The sequence below is a fragment of the Candidatus Accumulibacter phosphatis genome, assembly GCF_000024165.1.
GTDB lineage: Bacteria > Pseudomonadota > Gammaproteobacteria > Burkholderiales > Rhodocyclaceae > Accumulibacter > Accumulibacter phosphatis.
Map to the genome: position 1 here is coordinate 1 of NC_013191.1, position 22,816 is coordinate 22,816.

Sequence of the window (22,816 nt, forward strand, 5' to 3'; positions counted from 1 at the left end):
CTTTGCAGAGTAATGCAAAACTGCCTTACCGTCAATGTCCGTCAAACGATCATTAGGCGGCCAAGCCGGACAGTGTCCGGCAAAAACTTGTTTAATGGGTTGTCGGACATTAAGATAGGCGGACGAAATGACGGACAAAAGGGCTGACAATGGCACTGATCGGCTATGCGCGGGTATCGACTGCGGAACAAGACACCGCTTTGCAGACGGACGCGCTGAACAAGGCGGGCTGCGAGCGCACTTTCGAGGACACGGTTTCCGGGGCCAAGGCCGACCGTCCCGGCTTGGCTGAGGCGCTGGCCTATCTGCGCGACGGCGACGTGCTGGCCGTTTGGCGGCTGGATCGGCTCGGGCGCTCCCTGCCTCATCTGATCGATACGATAGCCGCACTGGAAGCGCGTGGCGTTGGATTCCGTTCGCTGACTGAGGCCATCGACACCACGACGCCGGGCGGGCGGCTCATCTTCCATGTGTTCGGCGCATTGGGCCAGTTCGAGCGCGACTTGATCCGCGAGCGCACCAAGGCCGGGTTGACCGCTGCCGCCGCTCGCGGGCGAAAAGGTGGACGCAAGCCGGTCGTTACCGCCGATAAGTTGCAGCGGGCACAGGATCACATCGCCAACGGGCTGAACGTCCGCGAGGCTGCAACGCGGCTCAAGGTGAGCAAGACGGCGCTGTATGCCGCCCTGCAATCGGCCAGTGCAGCCGACTCCTGACCGGCTCCTTCTTCCGCTCAACCGCCGACAGGCCGTTGGTGAACCCGGACTGCGGCTCCGGCAGAAACAGCACAGCCAGTTCCCCAAGCAGGCTCAGCACCTTCGATTCGATCAGGTCGATGGTGGCCGCCGCCTCCAGCATCTGCAACTGCGCCTCAGACCCCAACGTCAAAAGCCTCGCTGCCAATGTTACGCGTCCCGCCTCAGCTACTGGAAAGGCGCATTTCGAGTTGGACATCCCGGTACGGGACTTCAGGTCGGACAGCGCCCCTCACCCCTTTGTGCAGGCGGACAAGACCATAGCGCTCCATTGTCCGCAGGGTGCGCGACAGGTTGCCTGCCGTGCGCCCGGTGGTTGAAGCCAGGGCGATGAGCGACTCTGGTCGCGTATCGACAATGACGCCAAGCAGCGTGCGGTTGCGATTAGACAGTAGCTTAGCGAAGCTTTCCGGCGAGGTGAACCAGACCGTCGGATCTCCTGCCTTGGGCTTCAGTGCGCCCTTGGCGATAGCCATGGTGCGTGCCTTCATATCCTCATACGAGGCAATGCCAACTTTCAGCGTTTTCATAACCAGACTCCTTTTTCGCGCATAACGGCCTCGACTTCTGACCAGAAATCCGCGACGAGCGAGGGGGCGTCGCGATATGCGTAGGGCTTGACCGTTCGCAAGCGGTGCTTGTGGTCATGCTCGGCGCGGCGCTTTCCTTCAACCTGGTGGGCGTTATCGAACCCGACCAGGCGCGTGCCGTCCGGCGCGTGCATGGTCATCGCGTAGTCCAGACCGTGCGGTTTCTGCGCGGTCACAGGCACTTGATGAACGACGAAGCGCACCCAATAGCCTGCGGCATCAATCACCAGCACCTGGCCATTCAGGTCTAAGAGGTTGTCGAGTGAGGCATCGCGCGACGGCATCATTTATCAGTATCACATACTGATAATCAACACAAGCGTTTCGGCAAAAATCATTGTGGTCGCACCGCCTCGCGCTTGACCATCGTCGCTACACCTATTAAGGAACAGCAAATGCTTATGTGGCCTCAAATTGGAGCTTCGCCCCCACTGGGCCAATCCGTCAGTGTCGCTACCAAATGGCGTCATGGCTTCACAACGTCGTGGCGTTGTGATAGCGTGACGCCACCATGAAAACAATCGCTTTCCTATCCCAGAAAGGCGGCAGCGGCAAAACCACCCTTGCCGTTCATACCGCCGTCGCAGCCCTCGAAGACGGCCAGCGTGTCGTCATCGTCGATACCGACATCCAGCGTAGCGCCACCATGTGGAGCGAAGCCCGCGAGGCCGAAACGCCAGTAGTCGCTGCGGTGCCAGCCGCCGAGCTTGATGCCGTAATAAATGCAGCACGCCATGACGCCATGACGCTATGCATCATCGACACCGCGCCCCATGCCGCCCCAGATGCCGCCCGCGTCGCCCGGGCCGTCGACCTGGTCGTTATTCCATGCCGACCTGCCGCCTTTGATCTTGCCGCCGCAGGTAGCGCCGTCGAAGTCGTTAAGGCCGCCGGAGCCCGCGCCGTGTTCGTCCTTTCGGCCTGCCCTTTCCGTTCCCCGGAAATTGCCGAAACCCGCACCGTCCTCGAGGGCTACGGCTTACCGGTCGCCCCAGCCGAAATTACCGATCGCCGGGCCTTCGCCCGCGCCGTTGCCACTGGCCGCGCCGTTACCGAGTTCGATGCTCACGGCAAGGCCGCCGACGAAATCAGAGCCTTCTGGAACTGGCTAAAGGAGCAGATGAAATGACCAAACAAACAACAGGATTAGCAGCATTCACCACCCGCAAGACCACCGTTTCCTCTGACCTAACATCCGCCACACACACCACCAGCCCCACCGAGCGCCGACGCGGCAAGGGAGAGGTTGTTGCCTTGACCGTTCGCCTCACTCGTGCAGAGTGGGAGCGCGTACATCAACTGGCGGTTTCCGAAGGGACGAGCATCCAACAACTTGCCCTCAAGGGACTCTCCAAGGTATTCACGGAAAAAGGACTTCCGGGCATCGCTAAGTGACGCCATGACTTTACGAAGGCATGACGTCATGACAACATTAAGGCATGACGCAAAGTGGTAAGAATGACAGGGCAGAGGGGCAAATATGAGTGACAACGGCGCTAAGCCCCTCATGGATACGGTTGAGCGCATCATGGAGAAGGCCAGGCAGCGTGAGGCAACCCAACCTCTTCAACTCCCGCTATGGCCCGAGCCCAAACGCGGCACACCCAACAGCTTCATTCGCTCCGCCCTCTTTGCCGCCATCCAGAGCAAAGACCGGGTGTTCCTCAAGGAAGCCACACTTGCCAGCCAGAAAGGCATCGCCGTGAAATTCACCGGCGAGCAGCTCAATCAAGAAGATTTGAGTGTTTGGGAAACCCTAGCGCACCTAGCGCGCCAACACCCTCTCGGTTGTATGTGCGAATTCACCGCGCATGGCCTGTTGAAGTCCCTTGGCCAGCACACCGGCCAGACTCAGCACAAGCAACTGCACTCCACTATCATCCGGCTAACAGCCTGCGCCGTCGAAATCACCCACGAGGGCAAAACCTACTTTGGCCAACTGGTGAAATCCGGTCTCAAAGACGAACTGACCAGCCATTACCGCATCGAGCTGAACCGCGAGCTAATCCGGCTTTTCGGCGAAAACCAATGGACAGCCCTCGATTGGCAGCAGCGCCAAAGACTACGCGGGAAGCTTCTGGCGCAAGCTTTGCACGCTTTTTACAGCAGTCACCGCCAACCTTTCCCCATCAAGCTTGACACGCTGCGCGGCTATGTCGGCAGCAGGAACGTCCAGCGAGCCGGGTTCAAGGTCAAACTCCGCATCGCCCTCGATGAACTGGTCACTATTGGCTTCCTCACCAGCTACGACATCACCGGCGACACCGTAACCGTCAGCCGTACCCTCGCAGCCCTGCCAAAAACCAACGAATAAGGGATGTTTGTGGCACGGCATCCGAGACACATTGGCACGGCATCCGAGACACATGGCACGGCATCCGAGACACATGGCACGGCATCCGAGACACATCAGGCACGGCATCCGAGACACATTGGCACGGCATCCGAGACACATTTTTAACGTGTGGATAAACCTGTTTCTTCTGGCGTATCAATGTATTGCCAACCACCAAGAAAAGGCCCTAATCTTTCTTTAATCGTTTTTTAATTAAAAGAAGGGCACGGCATCCGAGACACATTTCATAGCCGAAAACTAAGAAGTGATCGGCCTACGGCCTCAGAGGAACCACCCTGTCGAGCGCCCGGCCAGAGGCCGGACGGAGGCAACAAACAGTTGCGCATCCAATCCTTTGCAGTACTCGAAAGAACCAGAGGCTACCCACCGCCGGAAAAGCGGTTTAGCAGAAAGAGCCTGAGCGTCTCGACCGTCTGTTCCAGAACCCCCCGTCAGCCCCTGCTGATAGGCCAGCAGCAAAGGGAGAGGCAAGGGCGGAAGGCTGCGCAGCTCAGGGTTGCCCTGCGGCGAGAGGGTGCGGTAAAGCGTGGTGGCGTTCAGCGCCGCCTGGTCGGCCAGTCCTGCGACTCCACCAAAAGCCCCGGCCATATAGCGAAGGGCGTTCAACAGTTCCGTTTGGTCCCCGTCTTCCAGCACCGCGTTCAGATACTCAGCTGCAAAAATCGGGTCTCTCCGAAAACTCTCGATGGTCGGCGTCATCATGCGCTTTCGATTTGCCGCGCATCATGTTCTCCTTTCCCAATCCTGCCAGTACTCTGCCGCCCGCTCGATGTCAGAACTTTGGCTGCGCTTGTCGCCGCGGCAGAGCAGCAGCACCAACACCAACGTTTGACCCGCTTACGCGTAATAGCTCGGCCCGGCGTCGATCCGCAGCTCCCACACGCCGTCACGGCAAAATTTGTGGTTGCCGAACATGCCGACTACGCCGCCCGGCAGCGTAACGCTCAGCCACCCGGACGGCTGGGCATTGCGTAGAGGAAAGGGGAATTGTGGAACACCAGCGCTTGTGGATGCCCCGTAGAACGACGAGAGCGGGTCGCTGACGGGTTTTCTGTCTTGGCCTAACCCCATGGGGTAGCCAAGCCCGCGCGGACGCGCCTGGCGGGCCGTTTTGCGGAAGGTGGCCAAGGGCCACTATTTGCCTTGACGAAGGCGGTTGAACGCCATGAAAAAGCAATTGCCAAGACTGCCTACCGATAAGGCGGCGGAAGACTTTGTCGCGACGGCAGACCTGACCGATTACGACCTGTCCAGCATGACCCCGATGCACTTCGAGTTTCAGCCGAAGGATCGCACCATCACCATGCGGTTGTCGGAATCGCTGTTCGAGGCCATCAGGGAAGAAGCCGATCGTTCCGGGATGCCGTACCAGCGCTTTATCCGCAAGGCGCTCGAAGAGGCCGTGCATCAGCCCAGCACCTGACTACCCCTTGTCTGAATTCACCCGTGCCGCCAGTTCCCGGCCCGCCTTGAAGTGGGGCACGGCCTTCGCCGGAACCGGCACCGTGTCGCCGGTCATGGGATTGCGCCCGATGCGCGGTGGCCGGTAGGCCAAACGGAAACTGCCGAACCCGCGTATCTCGATCCGCTCGCCGTTCGCCAGGGTTTCAGTCATGCCCTCAAAAATGGCCTTCACCGCCGTTTCGACATCCTTGACGGTGAGCGCCGCCGAGCGGGCGGTGATCTGGGCGATGAGTTCGGAACGGGTCATGGGGCGGCATTCTACGCGGCCCAGCCCCTGGCCGTTATCCACAGAATCCGTGGACGAAACGGTGCAGAGAGGCGGTAACTCCAGATCCAGCCGCTGTTTTGGCCTCGCTTCGCCATGAGGCGGCGGTGCGGCTCCCGCGCCCCGGCTCCCGTCAAAATTATTCCCCGTGGTCTTGCTAAGTTACGATAATTACCGTAAAATAATTATCGTAATAACGATAATTTAAGAGCGCTATTTTTAAGGACATCAAATCATGGCCAAGGCGGTGGTGACGCAAGAGCGTGTTTTCGAGGTGGCGCAGGCCCTAACGGACCAGGGCACGGCGCCGACCATCTTGAACGTGCAGGAAGGGATCGGCGGGGGCAGTTATACGACGGTGAAGCGCTATCTGGACCAGTGGCGGGAGGCGGCGCCGAAGCAGCGGCAGCCGGTAGAACTGCCGGAACCCGCGGTTGCCCGGCTGATGAGCCTCGGCCGGGAGTTCTGGGGCCTGCTCGACGAACAGGCCGGACAGCAGGTGGAAGCACTGCGGACGGCGACGCGGGAAGAGGTCGCGGCGATCCAGACGCAGCTCGACCAGGCGGAGCAGGCGATCGGCCGGCTGGAGGCCGAGAGAGAGCAGGCCGACAACCATGCCGCCGCGCAGGAACAAGCACTGCGCGAAGCCGTGGCAGCACGAGCGGCGCAGACCGAACGGATGGCCGCCGCCGAGGCGAAGGCCGGCGAACTGGCGGCGCGGGTCGAGGACCTCAAGGGCGAACTGGAGCGGGCCCATGCGCGACAGACGGCCGAACGCGAAGCGGTGACGGCGGCACGCGCCGAAGCTCAGGCCGCTGCGGTGGAAGCTGCGCGGCTGCAGGGCGAGCTGGCGGCACTTAAGAAACCGCGTTCAAGCGCTTGAACGCGGGCGAAGGAGGGCACGGCAACGGGCAGTTTTCTTCGGGAAATCGTCGTTCCTCAACGCTCACGAAAACTGACCCTTTTTCGCTCACGGAAATTGACCCACCGTTGGCGCGCGCCAACACCCAGGTTTTCGCCTCGGAGCGGGGTCAAGGGCGGGCTGCGGTTTTTGCAGCCCGGCGCAGCGTACCCTTGACGCCGTGTAGAGGCGAGTACGCTCGGGAATGGCTGTGTGCGCGGCATTTTCGTGCGCACAGCCATGACGACTAGGCGGGTCCGGTTTCGTGAGCAAAAGTGGGTCAATTCCTGAGAGCGTCAAGGTCGTTGCGCGGGGGGTGGTTGGGTGGCCGCAAGAGGGCCATGGCGGCGACAAAGCGTGGTTACGGCGCTTTGTCGCCGTTGTTTGTCCGGGCTGGTGTTGTGAAAACAACGGTGCAGTAACGGTAAAACAACGGTAGAAAAAAGGTAAAACAACGGTGCAGTAACGGTAAAAAAAGGTAGAACAACGCTGCAGCGCCGGGCAGGATATGTGAAGTAGGCCCACCCGCAGGCGGGTTGTCCTTCTTCACGAAGCCCTTATTCGCACTACGTGCTCAACGGACATCCTGCTCTGGGGGTGTAAGCCGGAACCCCCGAAAATTCCGTCACCAGCCGAAATCGAAAAAGGCGGGGTTCAGTCACGCCAAAAATCCTTGAACCGATCCGACGCTAGATCGGTGTAGCGGGTGGTGTGCTGGATGTTGCGGTGTCCCAGGTAGTGCTGGATCGCGCGCGTATCCTGCCCGTCGTTGGCCAGCTTGTAGCCGGTGGCGTGGCGCAGCATGTGCGGGTGAATCGAAAATTCGATGCCGGCTTCGCGTCCGGCCCGCCTGACGATCTTGCACACTGCATCGGCGGTGAACGGCGCTAGCTGTAGTGGCCAGGAACATCCATCGCATCGGCGCCATCCTGAGGGAACGGGAAAATCAGCGGGCGAAGCGCAAAACCCGATACGCAGATCGCGACATGCCCCACAAACTGGCGGCATAGCCCGCCAGGCGTTTTTACATGCAGTAACTCCGTCCGCCGTCCGAACAGCTTACACAAACGCCATGACATTCGGGCATTTTGGTTCGCAATCGACAAAAGTCCGTCAGCGCAACCACGGATGAAGGCGAAATTCCTTGCCAACCGAGATTTTCAAGGCGGTGCGCGCGCCAAAAACCGGAGTTTTCGGTCAGGCACTAAGTATGTATTTGGAATTTATTGTTGCATTTTCGGCATTTGATATTCAGGAACTTGTGGGACGGCGCTGTCATATTTTGTGAGCATTCTGGACAACGAAAAATTGCATTTCCACCTTCAATGCGGGTTACGTAAATATCTGAAAACTCTCTTGCGGAATGAGATGCGCTGCTATCTATCAGTAAGATGTGGTTTTCACATGGTGGAAGTAGTGCATTTAGCTCCTCATAGAACGATTCCGTTTGACCACCAAATGCAGCAGTAAGACCAGCAACATATTTCCGTAAACGAGAGTGCTCATTGCTTCGTTCATTCCATGCCTGAGTATCGATAGATGGTTGTTTATCAAAAGCGTCAGCTTCACGCTTGATCATCAAGGCGACAGCGACTTTCTCGGGCAAATCCAACTTGAGGCCAGTGAAAGTGGCGGCATTCGTCAGCGTTACCGGATATAGCTCAAAAGTCTTGTTGAAGGCTTTTGGCCCCGCAAGCGCTAACGCTTCCTTGATTACTCCTGCAAGCATTTCGTTGAAGTTTTCACCGTATTCGTATATTGGATTTTCCGATTTTATCGAATCAGCGGGCGTAGATAGTTTAGCTAAACTGGGAACGCTCTCTGTCACCTGAACGTTGCCAATTATCCCATCATTTCGCGCTTTTTCTTTCTCGTACATGTCGACAAACATGTAAATCGAAACCACATTTTTTGCGGGTGAATCGAGTAATTTGTACCAATGGGTGTGCTCATAACCTATGCGACTAATCGAGTCAGCTAATTCAAGGAGTATTGGCTTAGGAGGAATAACGGCAGGGTTCAATATTGCGTTGTTTAGCAACAATCTGAGCCATTCTTTACGGCATCCTGACACTTGATCTTGGAGCAGGATATATTCGACTAGTGCGTCAACAGACTCCGATTCGCGCATCAAGAGGAATGGGGCTATGTCGCAACTAACGTGCATTGCGGTAGCCCAAATTGTTCCACGCTCTGCGTAGCGCATTCCCATCGTGTTATGCAAGGAAAATGCATGTATGGATTCCGTCTCGCTAATGGCTGCTCTATTCTGACTTGCAAGAAACTCATATTTTTCTCGAATTGCCTCGCGCACGCCATCAGTACCCCCGACCAGCCGCTTAATCCATCCCATTTGCACCGTCCAAAAATTCAGAGCAAGACTGTTGGAAGCCACTGCGGCGATATGAAGTTGCACCGCGTCATCTTTGAATCAGAAATTCGTTGTTTTTACACAATTGATGTCTTGTGCATAGGCGCATGGTCGTTGCTGCGCTTTGGTGCGGCTTTCTCCGCCATCGCAAAGTTCAAGCAACGAAGAGAATTGTCCTTGTCGAGACGTTCCGTTAAGAGCCACTGAAGCTAACTCTTGACAAGCCGGTTTGGACGGGTTTTTGCTAGTGGCGTTACATGCCTCGATGAGTTGAGACTTCCTGCCCATTGGCAAATTTCCGCCTCCATTAGCTGCCTGCGATGCTGCATCACAAACCGCTGATGAAGATTGCATAGGTGCCGGGGTACGTTCATTTTCTTGTTTTGCAGCAAGAGAACGGTTGGCGGCTGAAACCTGTGCAGCCTCTTGTCGTCGGGATTCTGAGATGGCCGACCCGTCTCGTATTGCTTCGGTCTTTGAATCGGCCCGGCATAGATTGTCCGAAATTTCAATCTTGCCGGCAGCATTCCGACATTTGTAGATTGACTGGGAATAAGCGGAACCTGTCAGAAACAGCGCGAGGGACAAGACGGAAGCGGCAATTGTGGAGTGTTTCATCTAAATATCCATGTTAAAACATGAGCCATGTTTGCATAGTACAAAATTCGTAGCCAATCCGATAGCTACTTAAACGCATCCTGTTATATACAACTCACATGACATGACGGATCTCGCGCATATGCTCTACGCCGGAGACGAAATCACGCAAGCGCTGGATGCCGAGCCAGAGGGATTTGACGCCGGGCTCGCCGTCGTCCTTGCGGGCGAGGAATCCGCCGAGCTGTGCGATCAGGCGGATGAGCTCGCGAATGATCGGCACCTTCTTCGGTGGCTTCTTCTTGTTGAGGATAAAGGCGCCGGCCCATTCCGTTTCGGAGAAGAACAGATCGGCAGACCACTGCGGGTGGATGCGTCCCAGGCGGATCAGGCCTTGACGCTCCCCGGAACTGACCCCATCGCCGCCATAGCCAATCGCAGTTTCGCGGCGGTCATCTTGAATGGCCGCCCGCCGTTCCTGCCGCGTGCGCGTGCCGAGGCAAGCCCGGCCACGGTCCGCTCGGAAATCAACTCCCGCTCAAACTCGGCCAGGGCAGCAAAAATTCCGAACACAAGCTTACCCGCGGCGGTTGTCGTGTCGACCGCCGCACCGTGACCGGTCAGGACCTTCAATCCCACGCTACGGGTTTCAGTGTTACCCGACGCGAAAGCGGGCCCACGTCCGATTGGTGGCACGTCGCGAGAAAGCTCGGAGAACCGTTAGTGTGGGAGAAAGCAAATGGACGCTGCACCACTGGGCGTGTGCGCTCTCAACATTGTCGAAAGACATGTACAACGGCTGCGGGTGGGTATCGCGAAGGTCGCTCGGGGAATACTCCGAGTTCCCGGGTCGGCACTTATTGAGGCTGGCCTTTGTGCTGCTCGAGCCGAGTGATGGGAAACTATCACGCTCGGTTCCTCGGGGGCTGGGCGCGGGAAACCGCGCCTGGCTACCCTCCCGGATGGTCACAGCGGCAGTCCCGCTGCCCGCATCTCCTCGATTAGTTCCGTCGATCGCTGCGGATTCAGCAGGGCTTGGCCGCCATCAACATCAACACCAGGCGCTCCGGATGTCGTATCGGCAAGGCCGCTAATCTGCGGCGCAAGGCCACGATCGCCTCCATCGGAATGGCGACACCGGCGCCCACTATGCGCTCCGCTGGACAGTGGATGCCGTATCTGGTGATTCGTCGCCCGTTTCGGTGCTCAGCAAAGCAGTACCGGCGGCTTTCGGTGAACCATCACCGTTGACGTAGGTGTAAAGCGTGGTCTTCGTGATGCCCAAGCGCTTGGCGACGTCGGCAGCAACTGCCTTTGGATCCGACAAGGCTGCCATCGCCATGGTCAGCATTGCTCGATCCATCTTGCGCGGACGCCCACCCAAGCACCCACGAGCACGTGCCGCCGCGAGACCCGCACGCGCAAGTCTTCGGCGGTGTTGACCAGGTGTCGAAGATCACGCCCCAGGCGATCCAATTTCCAGAGGACGAGCGTGTTACCGGGCTGAAGCGCCTTGAGGCAAGCGATCAAGCCAGGACGCGTGTCATTGCGCCCTGAAGCCAGGTCTTCATAGATGCGCTCGGGGTCGACGCCCGCAACAAGCAGTGCATTGCACTGCGGAGCTACCGTCTGGGAGCCATCGGACTTCGATACCCTGGCGTAACCGATTAGCAGCACTTCTTCGCTCCGTCAGGAAACAAGGAGCATAGGATGCAATCTTGTGTTGATTTTAGAAACGGGTTTTCTGGTGACCCGTCGGAGCAAAAAACTGCCGCCTGCCCACCAGAAAACCGGCCGTTTTCTTGGCGAGCCCCACTGTGAAATGACGGATGTGAGCCCCCCGAGCCGCGTAAGAAAGGCGACATTCCTCCAAGCGTTCGGTACCGAGATTTCGTGAGCCCGCCGCCGTGACCGTCTGTGCCGCGAACCCGGTTGAGCGTCTCAACAATGTGCGTCCGTCTCACGTAATGTGGTTTGAGAATCACCGAATGTGCGTCTGGAGTCGCTATCCGTCTCAACTAATTTGCGTCAGAAAGCCCCCTTGATTGTGCGTCTGGGCCGACATCATTTTGCGTCGCTACACATAGCCATAGAAGCGGCGGATTTCCGTCCTATGCTGCCAACGTTGCTCGCCCACACGGTAGGCCAACACACGGCTCCCCACCTCGATGCGCAATTGCCTGGCCAGCGACTGCAGCACCGACACCGGCACAGCCAGTGGGTCTTCAAGGAACGTGCCGAGATAACGCACCGTACCGAGCTGCACGGCGAAACCGAGCCGGTTGTGCTTGCCGCGCTTCTGCGCGATCAGCGCGTGGTCGGCATCGTCGAGGTGGAAGTAGCGGGCGAGGTCGTGGGGTGACGGCGTCCCTGTCTAGTGACCATAGTTCTCGCGTTGTTCGTTGGACAGAAAGCTGACCGGCATGCGTGCTTCCGTAGAACGGCGGCTACACCCTTACGGCTTGCCTTGGTGCATGGCCCAAATTCGTTTGACCTGGCTTTCGCTACACCCGGCCAGCTTGGCGGTTTTCTGGATCGTATGGCCCGCCTGGCGCAGGGCAACAATGCGCTGGTGCGTGGTGGCATCCGGCTTCCGACCGGTGTATTTGCCGGACGCCTTGGCCAGTTGCACGCCCTGGCGCTGCCGCTCGCGCCGTGTCTCGTAGTCGTCGCGAGCCATTTGCAAGGCCAGCTTGAGCAGAAGTTCCTGCACCGACTCCAGCACGATCTTGGCAACGCCGTCGGCGTCAGCCGCCAAGTCGGAAAGATCGACCAAACCCGGTACGGCCAGCCTCGCCCCTTTGGCCCGGATCGAGCCGACCAGTTGCTCGGCCTCGGCCAAAGGGAGTCGGCTGATGCGGTCGATCTTCTCGGCGACCACCACTTCGCCCGGTTGCAGATCGGCGATCATCCGCAGCAATTCAGGTCGGTCGGCGCGGGCACCGGATGCTTTCTCGCGGTAGACGCCGGCGACGTAGTAATCGGCCGCCCGGGTGCTGTGCTCGATCTCGGCCTGACGGGTGAGGTCCTGTTCATCGGTGCTGACGCGGAGATAGATGCGGGCGACTTTCATGGAGCCTGGCCAAGATGGGTATACGGAACTTGGCCAACTATAGATCAAGTAGCCAATAATGTGAAAGGCAATGTAAGTTGGCCATTGTCTATTTGACCATCCCAATTGGCTAGGAACGAGGAAAAGTTGGCCTGCTTCGGTAGGTTGTATATACTTGTGTATATACTTTGCACCGCACTAGGGAGAGCCATGATGATAGAGACACGTGTTGCCAAGCTGTTCAAGAACGGCGCCAGTCAGGCGGTGCGTCTCCCCTCGGACTTCCGCTTTGAAGGGGACGAGGTCTATGTCACGCGCGACGATGCAACCGGCGATGTCGTGCTGTCCAACCGTCCGGGGGCCAAAACCTGGAACGAATTTTTCGAGTTGCTGCATGAAGTCGACGTTCCCGCAGATTTCATGGCCGAGCGCCCGCTGAATGTGTTGCCGCAAGAACGAGGCATCTTCGACGACGATCTCTCTACGAACCACACGGTGAGCCGCTAGCGATGCTGCATATGCTGGATACCGACACGGCAAGCTACCTGATCAAGGGGAAATCGCGCGCGATAGAAGCCAAACTGGCGGCCCTCATGCCGTCGATGGTTTGCATCTCGGTGATGACGCGGGCGGAATTGCAATATGGCCTGAAGCGATTGGCGGGCGATCATCGTTTGCATCTGGCGGTGCGCCAGTTCCTCAAGATCGTCCGCATCCTGCCGTGGGACGCCGATGCAGCGGACTGGTACGCCGAAATCCGCCACCAACTCGTTAGCACGGGGCAACCGATCGGCGAACTGGATATGATGATCGCCGCACACTCATTGTCAGCCGGTGCGGTGTTAGTCACCAACAATAGCCGCCATTACGAGCGGATCGCTGCACCGCTAATCCTGGACAACTGGGCGTAGCTCGCCAACCAGGTTTGCTTGCTGTGATCAGAGGCGAATGCAATCCTTGCGCAATCCCGCAGACGACGAATAGGCAGCGCGCTTGCCCGGAACTGGGACCACAGATACCTTGGGGACGAAGTGGGGGAAGCGGACGGCTATAGCCATGGCTAGTCTGGCGATGACAAACACCTAAACCGGTTTTCCGTTCCACTGCACCTCAAACCCCACGTTCGGTACCGAGGTTTCGTGAGTCCGCCGCTGTGACCATCCGCACCGCGAACACGATTGAGCGTCTCAACAATGTGCGTCCGTCTCACGTAATGTGGTTTGAGAATCACCGAATGTGCGTCTGGAGTCGCTATCCGTCTCAACTAATTTGCGTCAGAAAGCCCTCTTGATTGTGCGTCTGGGCCAACATCATTTTGCGTCGCTACAGGTAGCGGTGTGCACGCACCCCGTTTCTTCGACGCCGCAGTCGACAGGCCAGGTCCAAGGCGAGACAGCGCCAACGACCTCGATGATGCGATTACTTCAGGCTGACTAAAAGCTTAAGTCTGCATGTCTTGGGCATTTTCTACTTGCCTTGTGGAGCGTCGGTCGCCATGGTGGGTGGGTATGCCGCATTGGCCAACGCTTCGCCTTCGCGGTCGCAGTGGTGACCGTGTCGCGCCGCGGACCGCGCTTCGGCGAGTGGTCTGAAAAATCTGAGCGGCTGCTCTCAGTCCGATCCGGCCGTTGGTGCTCGGCCTCAGCAGTTGCTGGTCTGGCTAGCCTCTTCAGACTGATTGTGGGCATTCTGCCGTTGTACCCTGTTTGGTGCAGTTGCGCTGAGCAAACATTGCGTACGCTCCACACTCGACATCAGCCGCACTCCACCACCGCTATTCGATGACCACATAGAACGGCTCGCTTTTTCCAAGGAGGACGTCGTCGGTTTTGCGAATCAGGAACGCCTCCACCATGTGAACCCCACGGTATGACAACTGCTCCCAGCGTACCCCCGAACTATCCGATCGGTAGTAGTCGCCGCGAAGGGCATTGGCACGACGTGCGACTTCGTCCGTGTTCGTCACACGCCATTCGACCTTGTAGGTATCCGGGAACGGAAGCCCCTGATTGTTTCTGGCGTTGAAACGCACCCAAAACCCAGACGTCAAAGGCTCTAGGCTGCGAAGCGTATGGAGTTGCTGCCCGTCGCGCGCCGTCCACAACTGCGCGCCGACATTCACGCTCAGGCGAGTGCCAAGCACGTTTCGCCATCGGGGGCGGCGCATGTGCGGCAGCCGATCAAATCCGCTTGGCAACGCCGCCCGGCCGATCTTTTTCACCAGCGCTACCAGGTCGCCAACGCCCTCCAATAACGGCGTTCCCCTGATCGCTGCCAGCGCCACTTCGCTGACCTTGCTCGCCTTTTCCTCGGCTTCTCGAACCGCAAAGTCGTCCCCAAAGACACGCTGCCACTTGCCGATGCTCTCCTCCTTGTCCGGCTCGTCATACGCGTCATCGATCCAGCCGCGGTACAGGTTGACCTTCGCTCGGAAGTTGCTGTACTTCGTATCGTCCCAGGCGTTGCTCTGAATTTCTTCGAAGAGTACGGGGTTGCGTACCGTCGGCTTGCTTGGGTTCGCCTGTAGCCAATCGTCAAGACGGTCAATCAGCGTTTTCAGTGTCGTGGGGACATCGACAAAACCAGGCGTCCCCTTGTCCGATGCATAGACCTGCATTCCTAGCAGCGTCGTCAGCAGAAAGGACGGGCACGTGAAGTTCGTCTTGATGTCTCGCAGATATTTCAGCAAGCGGGTTGTCTTGCGAAAATTATTGCTCCCGCTGATGGCATTACGTTCGATTAGCCAGTTCGTGTAATCCAGCGGGTTGGACTTCTCGAAAGAGTTGGTACCGCGGTTGCACACCTCCCAGGCGCCCGATTGAAGGCGCTCCTTCACGCAGGGCGCCACGTCGATCTTGCGCTCGCCAGCGTACTCGATGGTGATGCAGTGCGAGTACCGACGGATCTTGTCCTTGTACAATCCGCGCTTTCCCATCTCGGCATACAGTTCGTTGATGTAGTCCTTCGCTTCCCATCTTGCGACGGGCTTTACGTATACCAGCAGGTCTACATCGAACGGATCCCCGGACAAAGGTTTGATGATGGTCTTGTGCGCCCACGACCCGTGTGCCGCGAATCCGACGATCGTTGGCTTCCAATTTAGCCCTCTCACCGAGGTCTTGATGGCCTCAATGCCATTCTCGAGTTGGCCGAACCGTGTGCTGTTGAGGTTGACCGTGTAGACCAAGAAGGTGTTGAAGTCCTGGATTAGCTTCATTTTTCATCCCACTTTGTAGTCATGGTCATTGGCGCGGGTGTTAGTCGCAGTTGGTCGACCAGTTCCTGAGCGCCGGCATTCATGCGCTCCTCCATCTGGCTGCGCAGTCGGTTGTAGATCCAGTCGAAGATCAGCGGGCTGGAAACGCGATGGTTGTAGATGGCATCCTGCAACTCACGCGACCTCATGCTGATTTCTTGTTCCGTTGCCCCTGCACGCGACTTGTCGAAGAGCTTCTTCACGTCCTCGTTCAAGCGGTCCAGCAATTCGCAAGTCGCCGCGTGCCGATTGCGCTCCCGCAATGCCCAGATCATCATGGGCGTCATCGGGGCCAACGTCGACAGGACGAACGAGGTTATGGTGGTGTCGATCCACAGGGAGCCCATTCCGACAAAAAACATGATCGCAACGGCACCGAACAGCAAAACCATTCGGTAGCGCTTTCTCAACGCGCTGTCGTACCAGATATTGGTGCGCTGGCACACGAGTCTGGCCAGATGAAGCGGCAGGGCATTGACGGTCAGTGGGTACCAATCCAGCAGACGCTTCTCGTCTTTCGCGCTGAGTGTTCTACAGGCATCCTCGAACACTTGTTCAGGGTCGACCCGACTGCCGGCCAGAAATACGTTCCAGTCCATTCCCAACAACGTGCAATCGAAGTCCTCCTGCAGCTTGGCAGCAGTCTTGAGTTGCGTTCTGAGCCAGGGGTCGAAGAACAGCACTTCCAAGTAGCTGAAGGTCAGGGCAAAGAGCGCGATGAACGGCTTCGACGCTGAAAACAGCGCTGCTGCTGCGAGCCCCACTAACGGCAGCCCCAGCGAGATCACCAGCCCGACGGCCTGGTAGTTCTTGGCGCGCCGGTAGATCAGCGTCCGGGCACGCAGCAGGTTCAGCATTCTCGGCTGAACCTGCTGCTTGTCGATTTCATTCATCTCTTTTCCTTGTTGTGTTGCCGCGCTCTCCTTAGCCACCGACATTCCTCATGCCCAGCGCGTCACGCGTATCCGAGGATGATTACCCCCGCCAGACCAGGTGCCTGTTGCGAGCCAATCCTCGAAGTACCACAGCCATTCTGAAGTCCAGGGAATGTAGGTCTCCGACAGCTTCATCTGCGGCAGCCATTCGCGCTGCTTGGGCCACCACAGACACAGCTTGGTGCCTACCCCCTTGCTGGGATAGATATGAGGCAGGGCTTCTTCGTCCGCCAGGGTCTTCAAGTCGGGATCCAGCACGAACATCTCCGGTGCCCGGGCGTCTGGCGTAAGACGAAGTTCGCACGTATAAATCCGGCCGAACTCGCTGGGCGCCAGGCGAAACCGGTAGTGCAAGGCGCGGCCCGAGAAGAACACAAGTCGCGCACCGTCGAGAGGCAACGCGCGTAGCTCCAATGCCCGCTGGGCCAACGTAGGGGTCGGCGCAATGGGATAGCGCGTCATCAACGCCCGAAATAGGTGTGCGAACGCACCGGGACGTTGATCGGCGCAGCGGCCACCGAAGAAATCAACGTCACCCGGCCGGCAGCGCGGCTTGCGCTTTGGCGCTCAGCTTGCGCCTGCTGAATGGCTCCGGCGCTGTGAGAACCGAAAGCGGCTTGCAGTGCCTTGAGGAGCACGTCCATACCTTCATGATGTTCGATCGCATTCAAGATGCGGTTCAGGTCGCTGATCAGTCGCCGGTGCCAGAAAAAGAATGCCTCCTGCCGCGCTGGCAAATTCATGCTCGCTGCGAGGTTGTCCTTCGGCGCCGACGGGTTGGGCAATACCCATTCTTCAGTGCCATCGGGCCGCGAGATGCGCTCGAAGTGCAGCGGCATGCGCACGACGATATCAAGCAGCAGTTCCAAGGGACTTTCATGCGGTTGTGGCGCCTCCACCGCGTAGGCCATAGCGGCTAGCGTCGTCAGGAAGACCGACGACGGCGCCATGTCCTGGCCGACTTGTACGACGCCGAATGCCTCATTGCGATGCAGCTTCAACAGCTGAACCAAGCGGCACAGGAGCCGGCCGAACACCTCCTGTGCGTCCGGCAAAGGGGTGACGTCCGCGCGCGTCACGGAGTCCATCGCCTCCGAGAAGCTCAGAGCGGCCGTGAAGTTCGGAGAGATGGCGGCGGCCAGATCGAAGTGCTTCGCGTAGCCACGCGGGTTTGTCGAGTCGAAACGCCGAAGTTCGCGATCTGGGATGAGCCCATGCGTGTCTCCGAACGGCGCCGCGAGCAGCGGCGCATCGATAACAGGCGCGATGTCGGCAAACATGCCGTCAGAATACTCAAGTGTCGCGCAACGTTCCCAGCGATGCAGCTGCAGCCCGTGCGCCTCGGCGTAACGAGACAGCACCCCGTGCAAACGATCGAGCAGCAAGGCCGGACCGCGGTCGCCTTCGTATTTGCGACGAGCCTCTGGCGTGAGCCGGGCGATCAAGTCGATGTCGAAGCCCTCCCGTGAGCCATCCCGTGGCCGCACAATGGTGCCCAGCTGGCGAGAGCCGTGGGCATGGATCTGGATCAGATCGCCATGGAACTCCGAGCAGCCCGAAAGAAATTCGCCGGTGCTGTTGTATGAACGTTCCAGCGCCGTCAACTGGGTCGGCGTTGGCTCGTTTGCCCGGGCGATGGCATCCACCAAGTGGAAGAAACGGGCGGACGACCGCGTCGAGATGAGGGGGCGTTGGGGAAGAGTCACAGGTTCGCAGATCACGGGGTTCCTTGAGGTTGTTGTCTTTCTTTGTTGCCGCTACACCTGGAGTCGTCCCAGCTCAGCGCTTGTGCTTGGTGGGATCCACCAGCGTGTAGCCTTGACCCGGCCGCGGCGTGGGGGGCAAGGGCTTGCCCTTCACCCCGGTCACTTCATTCCCCGTACCCGGGTTCTTGTACTGACCGGACCTCGGTGCCGGCGTGCCGGGCTTCAATATCTTGCTCATGGTCATCCCCTTTTAGGATTGGTTGATTGCGACGTTCCGCCCAGTGGCCTCTCCCCGGCAGGCTGTGTTACCAAGTCGGGGTTGCGCATTAAGTTCGGAAAGCACATAATTAAAAGTATGAACTTCCGAACTTCCGGAGTCAAGAATTTTTTTTATCGGAAAGCCGAACGAGATGCCAGCATTGGGTGAAAAGGTCCGCGCACTGCGGAAGAAGGCAGGCCTGACTCTGGAGCAGTTCGCGGAGCAGATCGGCGCGTCCAAGTCATCTGTGTGGGAACTGGAAAACAAGGAAAAGGCCCGCCCCTCCGCAGACCGGATCCACGAGGTGGCGAAGGTCCTGGGCGTGACACCCGAGTTCCTGATGAACGATGACGTCGCCGAACCCTCGATCGACGTGGCCGACGAGGCGTTCTTCCGCAAGTACCAGTCGCTGGACAACGGGGTGAAGCAGCAGTTACAGGAGATCCTCAGCGTACTCGACAAGAAGGCCGGCCCTTGATCGCGCCGCTCTCTCCCAAGCGTGAGGCAATCAAGATGGCGCGACTATGGCGCGCCGTCCATGGCCTCACGTTTCCGATCAATGCCGGAGCGCTGGCGCAGGAATGGTCTAGAAACGTGGTGCCAGAGGCCCCCATCGGGGAGTTGCAAGCCAAGGAGGGGTCGTCTCAGAAAACGGAAAATAAAGCACGCTAAGCCGGTTGCAATGGTCGTAGCGGCCTGAACTTGCCCGCGCCGATCTTGGCGCTGCTGCGCCAGAGGTAGTCGCCGGTCAGGTTGATGTGTTCCCAGCCGAGCGGCGACAGGTACTGCAACAACGCGTTATCGACAGTATGGCCATTGCCACGTAACGCTTGCGCTGCGCGCTCCAGATAGACCGTGTTCCACAGCACAACGGCCGCCGTCACCAGGTTGAGGCCGCTGGCCCGATAGCGCTGCTGCTCGAAACTGCGGTCGCGGATTTCGCCCAAGCGGTTGAAGAACACGGCCCGGGCCAGTGCGTTGCGGGCTTCGCCCTTGTTCAACCCGGCATGCACACGGCGGCGCAGCTCGACGCTTTGCAGCCAGTCGAGGATGAACAGCGTGCGCTCGATGCGGCCCAACTCGCGCAGGGCGACGGCCAGGCCGTTCTGGCGCGGGTAACTGCCGAGCTTCCTGAGCATCAGCGAGGCCGTCACCGTGCCCTGCTTGATCGAGGTGGCCAGCCGCAAAATTTCGTCCCAATGGGCGCGGACATGCTTGATGTTGAGCGTGCCGCCGATCATCGGCTTGAGCGCGTCATAGGCGGTTTCGCCCTTGGAAATGTAGAGCTTGGTGTCTCCCAAATCGCGGATGCGCGGCGCGAAGCGGAAGCCCAAGAGGTGCATCAGAGCAAAGACATGATCGGTGAAGCCCGCCGTGTCGGTGTAGTGTTCTTCGATGCGCAGGTCGGACTCGTGGTACAGCAGGCCATCGAGCACATAGGTGGAGTCGCGCACGCCGACATTTACCACCTTGGTGTGGAACGGCGCGTACTGGTCGGAGATGTGGGTGTAGAACGTCCGTCCTGGGCTGCTGCCATATTTCGGGTTGATGTGGCCGGTACTCTCGGCCTTGCTGCCGGTGCGGAAGTTCTGGCCGTCCGATGATGACGTGGTGCCGTCGCCCCAATGCTCGGCGAAGGGATGCCGGAATTGGGCGTTCACCAATTCAGCCAGCGCCGTCGAATAGGTTTCGTCGCGGGTATGCCAGGCTTGCAACCAGGCGAGCTTGGCGTAGGTCGTGCCGGGACAGGACTCAGCCATCTTCGTCAGGCCCAGGTTGATTGCGTCGGCCAGGATCGTCGTTAGCAGCAAGTTTTTGTCCTTGGCCAGATCGCCCGATTTCAGGTGCGTGAAGTGGCGGGTGAAGCCCGTCCACTCATCGACTTCGAGCAGCAATTCGGTGATCTTGACGTGTGGCAGGATCATGGCCGTCTGGTCGATCAGCGCCTGCGCGGTGTCGGGCACCGCCGCATCCAGCGGCGTGATTTTCAAGCCGGACTCGGTGATGATGGCATCGGGCAGATCGTTGGCCGCCGCCATGCGGTTGACGGTGGCAAGCTGCGTTTCCAGTAGGGTCAGCCGGTCGTGCAGATATTGGTCGCAGTCGGTGACAACGGCCAGCGGCAATGTGCTGGACTGCTTGAGGCTGGTGAACTTATCGGGCGGCACCAGGTAGTCCTCGAAGTCCTTGAACTGGCGCGAACCCTGCACCCAAATGTCGCCCGAGCGAAGGGAGTTCTTGAGTTCCGACAGGGCGCACAGTTCGTAGTAGCGTCTGTCGATACCAGCGTCGGTCATCACCAGTTTCTGCCAGCGCGGCTTGATGAAGTCGGTCGGGGCATCGGTTGGCACCTTGCGGGCGTTGTCGGTGTTCATACCGCGCAGCACCTCGATGGCATCAAGCACACCCTTGGCGGCGGGCGCGGCCCGCAGCTTGAGCACGGCAAGGAATTCCGGCGCGTAGCGGCGCAAGGTGGCGTAACTCTCGCCGATGCGATGCAGGAAGTCGAAGTCATCGGGCTGCGCGAGCTTTTGCGCCTCGGTGACGCTCTCGGCGAAAGCGTCCCAGGACATGACGGCCTCAATGGCCGCGAACGGGTCGCGGCCTGACTGTTTGGCGTCGATCAGCGCCTGACCGATGCGCCCGTACAGTCGCACCTTGGCGTTGATGGCTTTACCAGAAGCCTGGAACTGCTGCTGATGCTTGTTCTTGGCGGCGTTGAACAGCTTCCCCAGGATGCGGTCGTGCAAGTCGATGATTTCGTCGGTGACGGTGGCCATGCCTTCGATGGCCAGCGCCACGAGGGTGGCGTAGCGCCGCCGCGGCTCGAACTTGGCCAGGTCGGCGGGCGTCATCTGGCCGCCCTCGCGGGCGATTTTGAGCAGCCGGTTCTGGTGAACCAGCCGCTCGATGCCAGAAGGCAGGTCGAGGGCCTGCCAGGCTTTGAGGCGCTCAATGTGTTCGAGCATGTGGCGGGAGTTCGGTTTGACAGGCGACTGACGCAGCCAGGCCAGCCAGGTCATCTTGCCGTTGTCGCGGCGTTTCAGCAGATCGTCGAGGCGATGCCGGTGTCCGTTCGACAGCGGCTCGGACAGGGCTTCATAGATGCGTCGGTTGGCGCGAGTGATGGCCTCAGCACTGGCGCGCTCGATGGCGTTGAGCGCGGGCAGGATGATCGACTGCCGCCGCAGTTGCTCAATCAAGGCGCTGGCCAGCACGATGCCTTTGTCGGTCTGCATGGCCAGCTCGGTCAGCGTGTGGACGGCCTGTCGGTAATGGCTCATGGTGAACGGCTGGAAGCCGAACACCGTTTGCAGTTCGACCAGGTGCTCGCGCCGGGTCTGTTCCCGCTGCCCGTAGTCGTTCCAGCTTTCAACACCGACCTTGAGCTGGTCGGCGACCAGTTTCAGCAAGGGCAGGAACAGCGGCTGATCGACGCCAAGGAGAATGCCGGGAAAGCGCAGGTAGCAAAGCTGCACCGCGAAGCCCAACCGGTTCGCAGGCCCGCGCCGCTGCCGGATGATCGAAAGGTCACTATCACTGAGCGAGTAATGCCGGATCAAATCGTCCTTGGTGTCCGGCAACGCCAGCAGGCTTTCCCGCTCGGCGGCGGACAGGATGGAACGACGAGGCATATTTACTGATCCGTTCTCAAGTATTGATACAGGGTCTCCCGACTGACGCCGAACTCGCGCGCCAGTTTCGACTTTTGTTCGCCTGCGTCGGCCCGTTGACGTAACTCGGCCGCACGCTCTGGCGACAGGGCTTTCTTGCGGCCCCGGTAGGCACCGCGCTGCTTAGCCAGCGCAATGCCCTCGCGCTGCCTCTCGCGGATCAGGGCACGCTCGAATTCGGCGAATGCACCCATCACGGACAGCATCAGATTGGCCATCGGCGAATCCTCGCCGGTGAAGGTCAGGCATTCCTTGACGAACTCAATTCGTACGCCGCGCTTGGTGAGCTTTTGCACGAGGCGGCGCAAGTCATCGAGGTTGCGCGCCAGGCGATCCATGCTGTGCACCACCACGGTATCGCCTTCGCGCACGAAGGTCAGCAGCGTGTCGAGCTGCGGGCGCAGCGTATCTTTGCCCGACGCCTTGTCGGTGAATACCTTGTCCACCTGGACCTGCTCAAGCTGGCGATCCGGGTTCTGATCGAAGCTGCTGACCCGCACGTACCCGATGCGTTGACCTTTCAAGGGTGTCTCCTGCACAAATGTGTCAGGAAAGAATTTATAAGCCTTTGCTACATGTGTCAATAAATATTCATTAATACTCTATCCTGACGCATTTCGAGTGCAGCACTTGAC

Annotated in this window: 25 protein-coding genes and 4 pseudogenes; 9 read left to right on the forward strand and 20 right to left on the reverse strand. The window is 59.0% G+C overall.

Annotated features, from left to right (window positions below; all coding sequences use genetic code 11):
- Positions 1 to 149: 149 nt before the first annotated feature.
- Positions 150 to 716: a recombinase family protein gene (locus tag CAP2UW1_RS23180; RefSeq protein ID WP_012806097.1), complete on the forward strand. Its 567-nt coding sequence runs from the start codon at positions 150 to 152 to the stop codon at positions 714 to 716.
- Between the two features lie 203 nt (positions 717 to 919).
- On the opposite strand, the gene CAP2UW1_RS23185 is transcribed toward CAP2UW1_RS23180, so the two are convergent.
- Both CAP2UW1_RS23185 and CAP2UW1_RS23190 read right to left on the reverse strand, forming a co-directional pair.
- Positions 920 to 1,285, reverse strand: a complete 366-nt coding sequence (locus CAP2UW1_RS23185) for an HVO_A0114 family putative DNA-binding protein (RefSeq protein ID WP_012806098.1) — start codon at positions 1,283 to 1,285, stop codon at positions 920 to 922.
- Complete coding sequence (locus CAP2UW1_RS23190; protein ID WP_012806099.1) at positions 1,282 to 1,632, reverse strand: toxin-antitoxin system TumE family protein; 351 nt, start codon at positions 1,630 to 1,632, stop codon at positions 1,282 to 1,284. The genes CAP2UW1_RS23185 and CAP2UW1_RS23190 overlap by 4 nt, the downstream gene beginning before the upstream one ends.
- A gap of 224 nt (positions 1,633 to 1,856) precedes the next feature.
- Here CAP2UW1_RS23190 and parA point away from each other — a divergent pair, with 224 nt between their 5' ends.
- The 3 genes from parA to trfA all read left to right on the forward strand — a co-directional run bounded on the left by parA (position 1,857) and on the right by trfA (position 3,659).
- Positions 1,857 to 2,474 carry a ParA family partition ATPase gene (gene parA, locus CAP2UW1_RS23195; RefSeq protein ID WP_012806100.1) on the forward strand — a complete coding sequence of 206 codons (618 nt, stop codon included), beginning with the start codon at positions 1,857 to 1,859 and terminating at the stop codon, positions 2,472 to 2,474.
- The gene (locus tag CAP2UW1_RS24990; protein ID WP_012806101.1) at positions 2,471 to 2,740 is read left to right on the forward strand and encodes a hypothetical protein; all 270 of its coding nucleotides are present in this window, start codon (positions 2,471 to 2,473) and stop codon (positions 2,738 to 2,740) included. Before parA ends, CAP2UW1_RS24990 begins: the two co-directional genes overlap by 4 nt.
- A gap of 85 nt (positions 2,741 to 2,825) precedes the next feature.
- Positions 2,826 to 3,659: a plasmid replication initiator TrfA gene (trfA, locus tag CAP2UW1_RS23200; RefSeq protein WP_012806102.1), complete on the forward strand. Its 834-nt coding sequence runs from the start codon at positions 2,826 to 2,828 to the stop codon at positions 3,657 to 3,659.
- A gap of 303 nt (positions 3,660 to 3,962) precedes the next feature.
- Here trfA and CAP2UW1_RS25135 read toward each other — a convergent pair whose 3' ends face one another.
- Entirely contained in the window at positions 3,963 to 4,403 is a 441-nt protein-coding gene (locus CAP2UW1_RS25135) for a helix-turn-helix domain-containing transcriptional regulator (protein ID WP_085953071.1), read from the reverse strand.
- 21 nt (positions 4,404 to 4,424) lie between these two features.
- Positions 4,425 to 4,619: pseudogene (locus CAP2UW1_RS26330) on the reverse strand (type II toxin-antitoxin system RelE/ParE family toxin); the annotation flags it as partial.
- Positions 4,620 to 4,866: 247 nt separating this feature from the next.
- On the opposite strand from CAP2UW1_RS26330, the gene CAP2UW1_RS23210 reads away from it, so the two are divergent.
- Entirely contained in the window at positions 4,867 to 5,124 is a 258-nt protein-coding gene (locus CAP2UW1_RS23210) for a CopG family antitoxin (RefSeq protein WP_012806103.1), read from the forward strand.
- Here CAP2UW1_RS23210 and CAP2UW1_RS23215 read toward each other — a convergent pair whose 3' ends face one another.
- The gene (locus CAP2UW1_RS23215; RefSeq protein WP_012806104.1) at positions 5,125 to 5,412 is read right to left on the reverse strand and encodes an integration host factor subunit beta; all 288 of its coding nucleotides are present in this window, start codon (positions 5,410 to 5,412) and stop codon (positions 5,125 to 5,127) included. It lies immediately after the preceding gene.
- A 253-nt stretch (positions 5,413 to 5,665) separates the two neighbouring features.
- On the opposite strand from CAP2UW1_RS23215, the gene CAP2UW1_RS23220 reads away from it, so the two are divergent.
- Positions 5,666 to 6,313 carry a DNA-binding protein gene (locus CAP2UW1_RS23220; protein ID WP_012806105.1) on the forward strand — a complete coding sequence of 216 codons (648 nt, stop codon included), beginning with the start codon at positions 5,666 to 5,668 and terminating at the stop codon, positions 6,311 to 6,313.
- Between the two features lie 672 nt (positions 6,314 to 6,985).
- Here the strand turns inward: CAP2UW1_RS23220 and CAP2UW1_RS26335 are convergent.
- From CAP2UW1_RS26335 to CAP2UW1_RS23250, 8 genes and pseudogenes are all read right to left on the reverse strand, one after another.
- Positions 6,986 to 7,198: a tyrosine-type recombinase/integrase gene (locus CAP2UW1_RS26335; protein WP_412566889.1), complete on the reverse strand. Its 213-nt coding sequence runs from the start codon at positions 7,196 to 7,198 to the stop codon at positions 6,986 to 6,988.
- Positions 7,199 to 7,535: 337 nt separating this feature from the next.
- On the reverse strand, positions 7,536 to 8,747 hold the full coding sequence (locus tag CAP2UW1_RS25000; protein ID WP_199931768.1) for a hypothetical protein: 1,212 nt from the start codon (positions 8,745 to 8,747) through the stop codon (positions 7,536 to 7,538).
- 15 nt (positions 8,748 to 8,762) lie between these two features.
- The gene (locus CAP2UW1_RS25005) at positions 8,763 to 9,320 is read right to left on the reverse strand and encodes a DUF4124 domain-containing protein (protein ID WP_012806107.1); all 558 of its coding nucleotides are present in this window, start codon (positions 9,318 to 9,320) and stop codon (positions 8,763 to 8,765) included.
- A gap of 94 nt (positions 9,321 to 9,414) precedes the next feature.
- On the reverse strand, positions 9,415 to 9,762 hold the full coding sequence (locus CAP2UW1_RS25010) for an IS4 family transposase (protein WP_081444319.1): 348 nt from the start codon (positions 9,760 to 9,762) through the stop codon (positions 9,415 to 9,417).
- Positions 9,714 to 9,944: pseudogene (locus CAP2UW1_RS23235) on the reverse strand (recombinase family protein); the annotation flags it as partial. The gene CAP2UW1_RS25010 and the pseudogene CAP2UW1_RS23235, both read right to left, overlap by 49 nt.
- 502 nt (positions 9,945 to 10,446) lie before the next feature.
- A pseudogene (locus CAP2UW1_RS23240) lies at positions 10,447 to 10,973 on the reverse strand (recombinase family protein).
- A gap of 409 nt (positions 10,974 to 11,382) precedes the next feature.
- A pseudogene (locus tag CAP2UW1_RS25015) lies at positions 11,383 to 11,724 on the reverse strand (DUF4158 domain-containing protein); the annotation flags it as partial.
- Between the two features lie 30 nt (positions 11,725 to 11,754).
- Positions 11,755 to 12,372 (reverse strand): recombinase family protein, encoded by a 618-nt coding sequence (locus CAP2UW1_RS23250; RefSeq protein WP_012806109.1) that lies wholly within the window; start codon positions 12,370 to 12,372, stop codon positions 11,755 to 11,757.
- A gap of 192 nt (positions 12,373 to 12,564) precedes the next feature.
- Between CAP2UW1_RS23250 and CAP2UW1_RS23255 the strand changes: the two genes are divergently transcribed.
- Both CAP2UW1_RS23255 and CAP2UW1_RS23260 read left to right on the forward strand, forming a co-directional pair.
- Positions 12,565 to 12,858: an antitoxin gene (locus CAP2UW1_RS23255; RefSeq protein ID WP_012806110.1), complete on the forward strand. Its 294-nt coding sequence runs from the start codon at positions 12,565 to 12,567 to the stop codon at positions 12,856 to 12,858.
- A 2-nt stretch (positions 12,859 to 12,860) separates the two neighbouring features.
- Entirely contained in the window at positions 12,861 to 13,262 is a 402-nt protein-coding gene (locus CAP2UW1_RS23260) for a type II toxin-antitoxin system VapC family toxin (protein ID WP_012806111.1), read from the forward strand.
- An 863-nt stretch (positions 13,263 to 14,125) separates the two neighbouring features.
- On the opposite strand, the gene CAP2UW1_RS23265 is transcribed toward CAP2UW1_RS23260, so the two are convergent.
- The 5 genes from CAP2UW1_RS23265 to CAP2UW1_RS25875 are packed head-to-tail and all read right to left on the reverse strand — an operon-like array spanning position 14,126 to position 18,486.
- Positions 14,126 to 15,568, reverse strand: coding sequence for an SMODS domain-containing nucleotidyltransferase (locus tag CAP2UW1_RS23265; RefSeq protein WP_012806112.1), 1,443 nt, complete (start codon positions 15,566 to 15,568; stop codon positions 14,126 to 14,128).
- Positions 15,565 to 16,500, reverse strand: a complete 936-nt coding sequence (locus tag CAP2UW1_RS23270; protein WP_012806113.1) for an S-4TM family putative pore-forming effector — start codon at positions 16,498 to 16,500, stop codon at positions 15,565 to 15,567. The genes CAP2UW1_RS23265 and CAP2UW1_RS23270 overlap by 4 nt, the downstream gene beginning before the upstream one ends.
- 48 nt (positions 16,501 to 16,548) lie before the next feature.
- Positions 16,549 to 17,004: a hypothetical protein gene (locus tag CAP2UW1_RS23275; protein ID WP_012806114.1), complete on the reverse strand. Its 456-nt coding sequence runs from the start codon at positions 17,002 to 17,004 to the stop codon at positions 16,549 to 16,551.
- Positions 17,004 to 18,263, reverse strand: coding sequence for a nucleotidyltransferase domain-containing protein (locus CAP2UW1_RS23280; RefSeq protein WP_012806115.1), 1,260 nt, complete (start codon positions 18,261 to 18,263; stop codon positions 17,004 to 17,006). The genes CAP2UW1_RS23275 and CAP2UW1_RS23280 overlap by 1 nt, the downstream gene beginning before the upstream one ends.
- A gap of 58 nt (positions 18,264 to 18,321) precedes the next feature.
- Positions 18,322 to 18,486 (reverse strand): hypothetical protein, encoded by a 165-nt coding sequence (locus tag CAP2UW1_RS25875; protein WP_012806116.1) that lies wholly within the window; start codon positions 18,484 to 18,486, stop codon positions 18,322 to 18,324.
- 172 nt (positions 18,487 to 18,658) lie between these two features.
- Between CAP2UW1_RS25875 and CAP2UW1_RS23285 the strand changes: the two genes are divergently transcribed.
- Positions 18,659 to 18,985, forward strand: a complete 327-nt coding sequence (locus tag CAP2UW1_RS23285) for a helix-turn-helix domain-containing protein (RefSeq protein WP_012806117.1) — start codon at positions 18,659 to 18,661, stop codon at positions 18,983 to 18,985.
- Positions 18,986 to 19,175: 190 nt separating this feature from the next.
- On the opposite strand, the gene CAP2UW1_RS23295 is transcribed toward CAP2UW1_RS23285, so the two are convergent.
- Positions 19,176 to 22,142: a Tn3 family transposase gene (locus tag CAP2UW1_RS23295; protein ID WP_012806061.1), complete on the reverse strand. Its 2,967-nt coding sequence runs from the start codon at positions 22,140 to 22,142 to the stop codon at positions 19,176 to 19,178.
- A 2-nt stretch (positions 22,143 to 22,144) separates the two neighbouring features.
- Complete coding sequence (locus CAP2UW1_RS23300) at positions 22,145 to 22,705, reverse strand: recombinase family protein (RefSeq protein WP_012806060.1); 561 nt, start codon at positions 22,703 to 22,705, stop codon at positions 22,145 to 22,147.
- Between the last annotated feature and the right edge of the window lie 111 nt (positions 22,706 to 22,816).

Excerpts from the sequence above, each read along its gene's own strand:
- CAP2UW1_RS23215 (WP_012806104.1), bottom strand. The coding sequence starts at position 5,412 with ATGACCCGTTCCGAACTCATCGCCCAGATCACCGCCCGCTCGGCGGCG.
- CAP2UW1_RS23220 (WP_012806105.1), top strand. The coding sequence starts at position 5,666 with ATGGCCAAGGCGGTGGTGACGCAAGAGCGTGTTTTCGAGGTGGCGCAG.
- CAP2UW1_RS23285 (WP_012806117.1), top strand. The coding sequence starts at position 18,659 with ATGCCAGCATTGGGTGAAAAGGTCCGCGCACTGCGGAAGAAGGCAGGC.
- CAP2UW1_RS23185 (WP_012806098.1), bottom strand. The coding sequence starts at position 1,285 with ATGAAAACGCTGAAAGTTGGCATTGCCTCGTATGAGGATATGAAGGCA.
- parA (WP_012806100.1), top strand. The coding sequence starts at position 1,857 with ATGAAAACAATCGCTTTCCTATCCCAGAAAGGCGGCAGCGGCAAAACC.
- CAP2UW1_RS23255 (WP_012806110.1), top strand. The coding sequence starts at position 12,565 with ATGATAGAGACACGTGTTGCCAAGCTGTTCAAGAACGGCGCCAGTCAG.
- CAP2UW1_RS25005 (WP_012806107.1), bottom strand. The coding sequence starts at position 9,320 with ATGAAACACTCCACAATTGCCGCTTCCGTCTTGTCCCTCGCGCTGTTT.
- CAP2UW1_RS24990 (WP_012806101.1), top strand. The coding sequence starts at position 2,471 with ATGACCAAACAAACAACAGGATTAGCAGCATTCACCACCCGCAAGACC.
- CAP2UW1_RS23275 (WP_012806114.1), bottom strand. The coding sequence starts at position 17,004 with ATGACGCGCTATCCCATTGCGCCGACCCCTACGTTGGCCCAGCGGGCA.
- CAP2UW1_RS23190 (WP_012806099.1), bottom strand. The coding sequence starts at position 1,632 with ATGATGCCGTCGCGCGATGCCTCACTCGACAACCTCTTAGACCTGAAT.
- CAP2UW1_RS23295 (WP_012806061.1), bottom strand. The coding sequence starts at position 22,142 with ATGCCTCGTCGTTCCATCCTGTCCGCCGCCGAGCGGGAAAGCCTGCTG.
- CAP2UW1_RS23260 (WP_012806111.1), top strand. The coding sequence starts at position 12,861 with ATGCTGCATATGCTGGATACCGACACGGCAAGCTACCTGATCAAGGGG.
- CAP2UW1_RS23265 (WP_012806112.1), bottom strand. The coding sequence starts at position 15,568 with ATGAAGCTAATCCAGGACTTCAACACCTTCTTGGTCTACACGGTCAAC.
- CAP2UW1_RS25135 (WP_085953071.1), bottom strand. The coding sequence starts at position 4,403 with ATGATGACGCCGACCATCGAGAGTTTTCGGAGAGACCCGATTTTTGCA.
- trfA (WP_012806102.1), top strand. The coding sequence starts at position 2,826 with ATGAGTGACAACGGCGCTAAGCCCCTCATGGATACGGTTGAGCGCATC.
- CAP2UW1_RS25875 (WP_012806116.1), bottom strand. The coding sequence starts at position 18,486 with ATGAGCAAGATATTGAAGCCCGGCACGCCGGCACCGAGGTCCGGTCAG.
- CAP2UW1_RS23270 (WP_012806113.1), bottom strand. The coding sequence starts at position 16,500 with ATGAATGAAATCGACAAGCAGCAGGTTCAGCCGAGAATGCTGAACCTG.
- CAP2UW1_RS23180 (WP_012806097.1), top strand. The coding sequence starts at position 150 with ATGGCACTGATCGGCTATGCGCGGGTATCGACTGCGGAACAAGACACC.
- CAP2UW1_RS23250 (WP_012806109.1), bottom strand. The coding sequence starts at position 12,372 with ATGAAAGTCGCCCGCATCTATCTCCGCGTCAGCACCGATGAACAGGAC.
- CAP2UW1_RS23210 (WP_012806103.1), top strand. The coding sequence starts at position 4,867 with ATGAAAAAGCAATTGCCAAGACTGCCTACCGATAAGGCGGCGGAAGAC.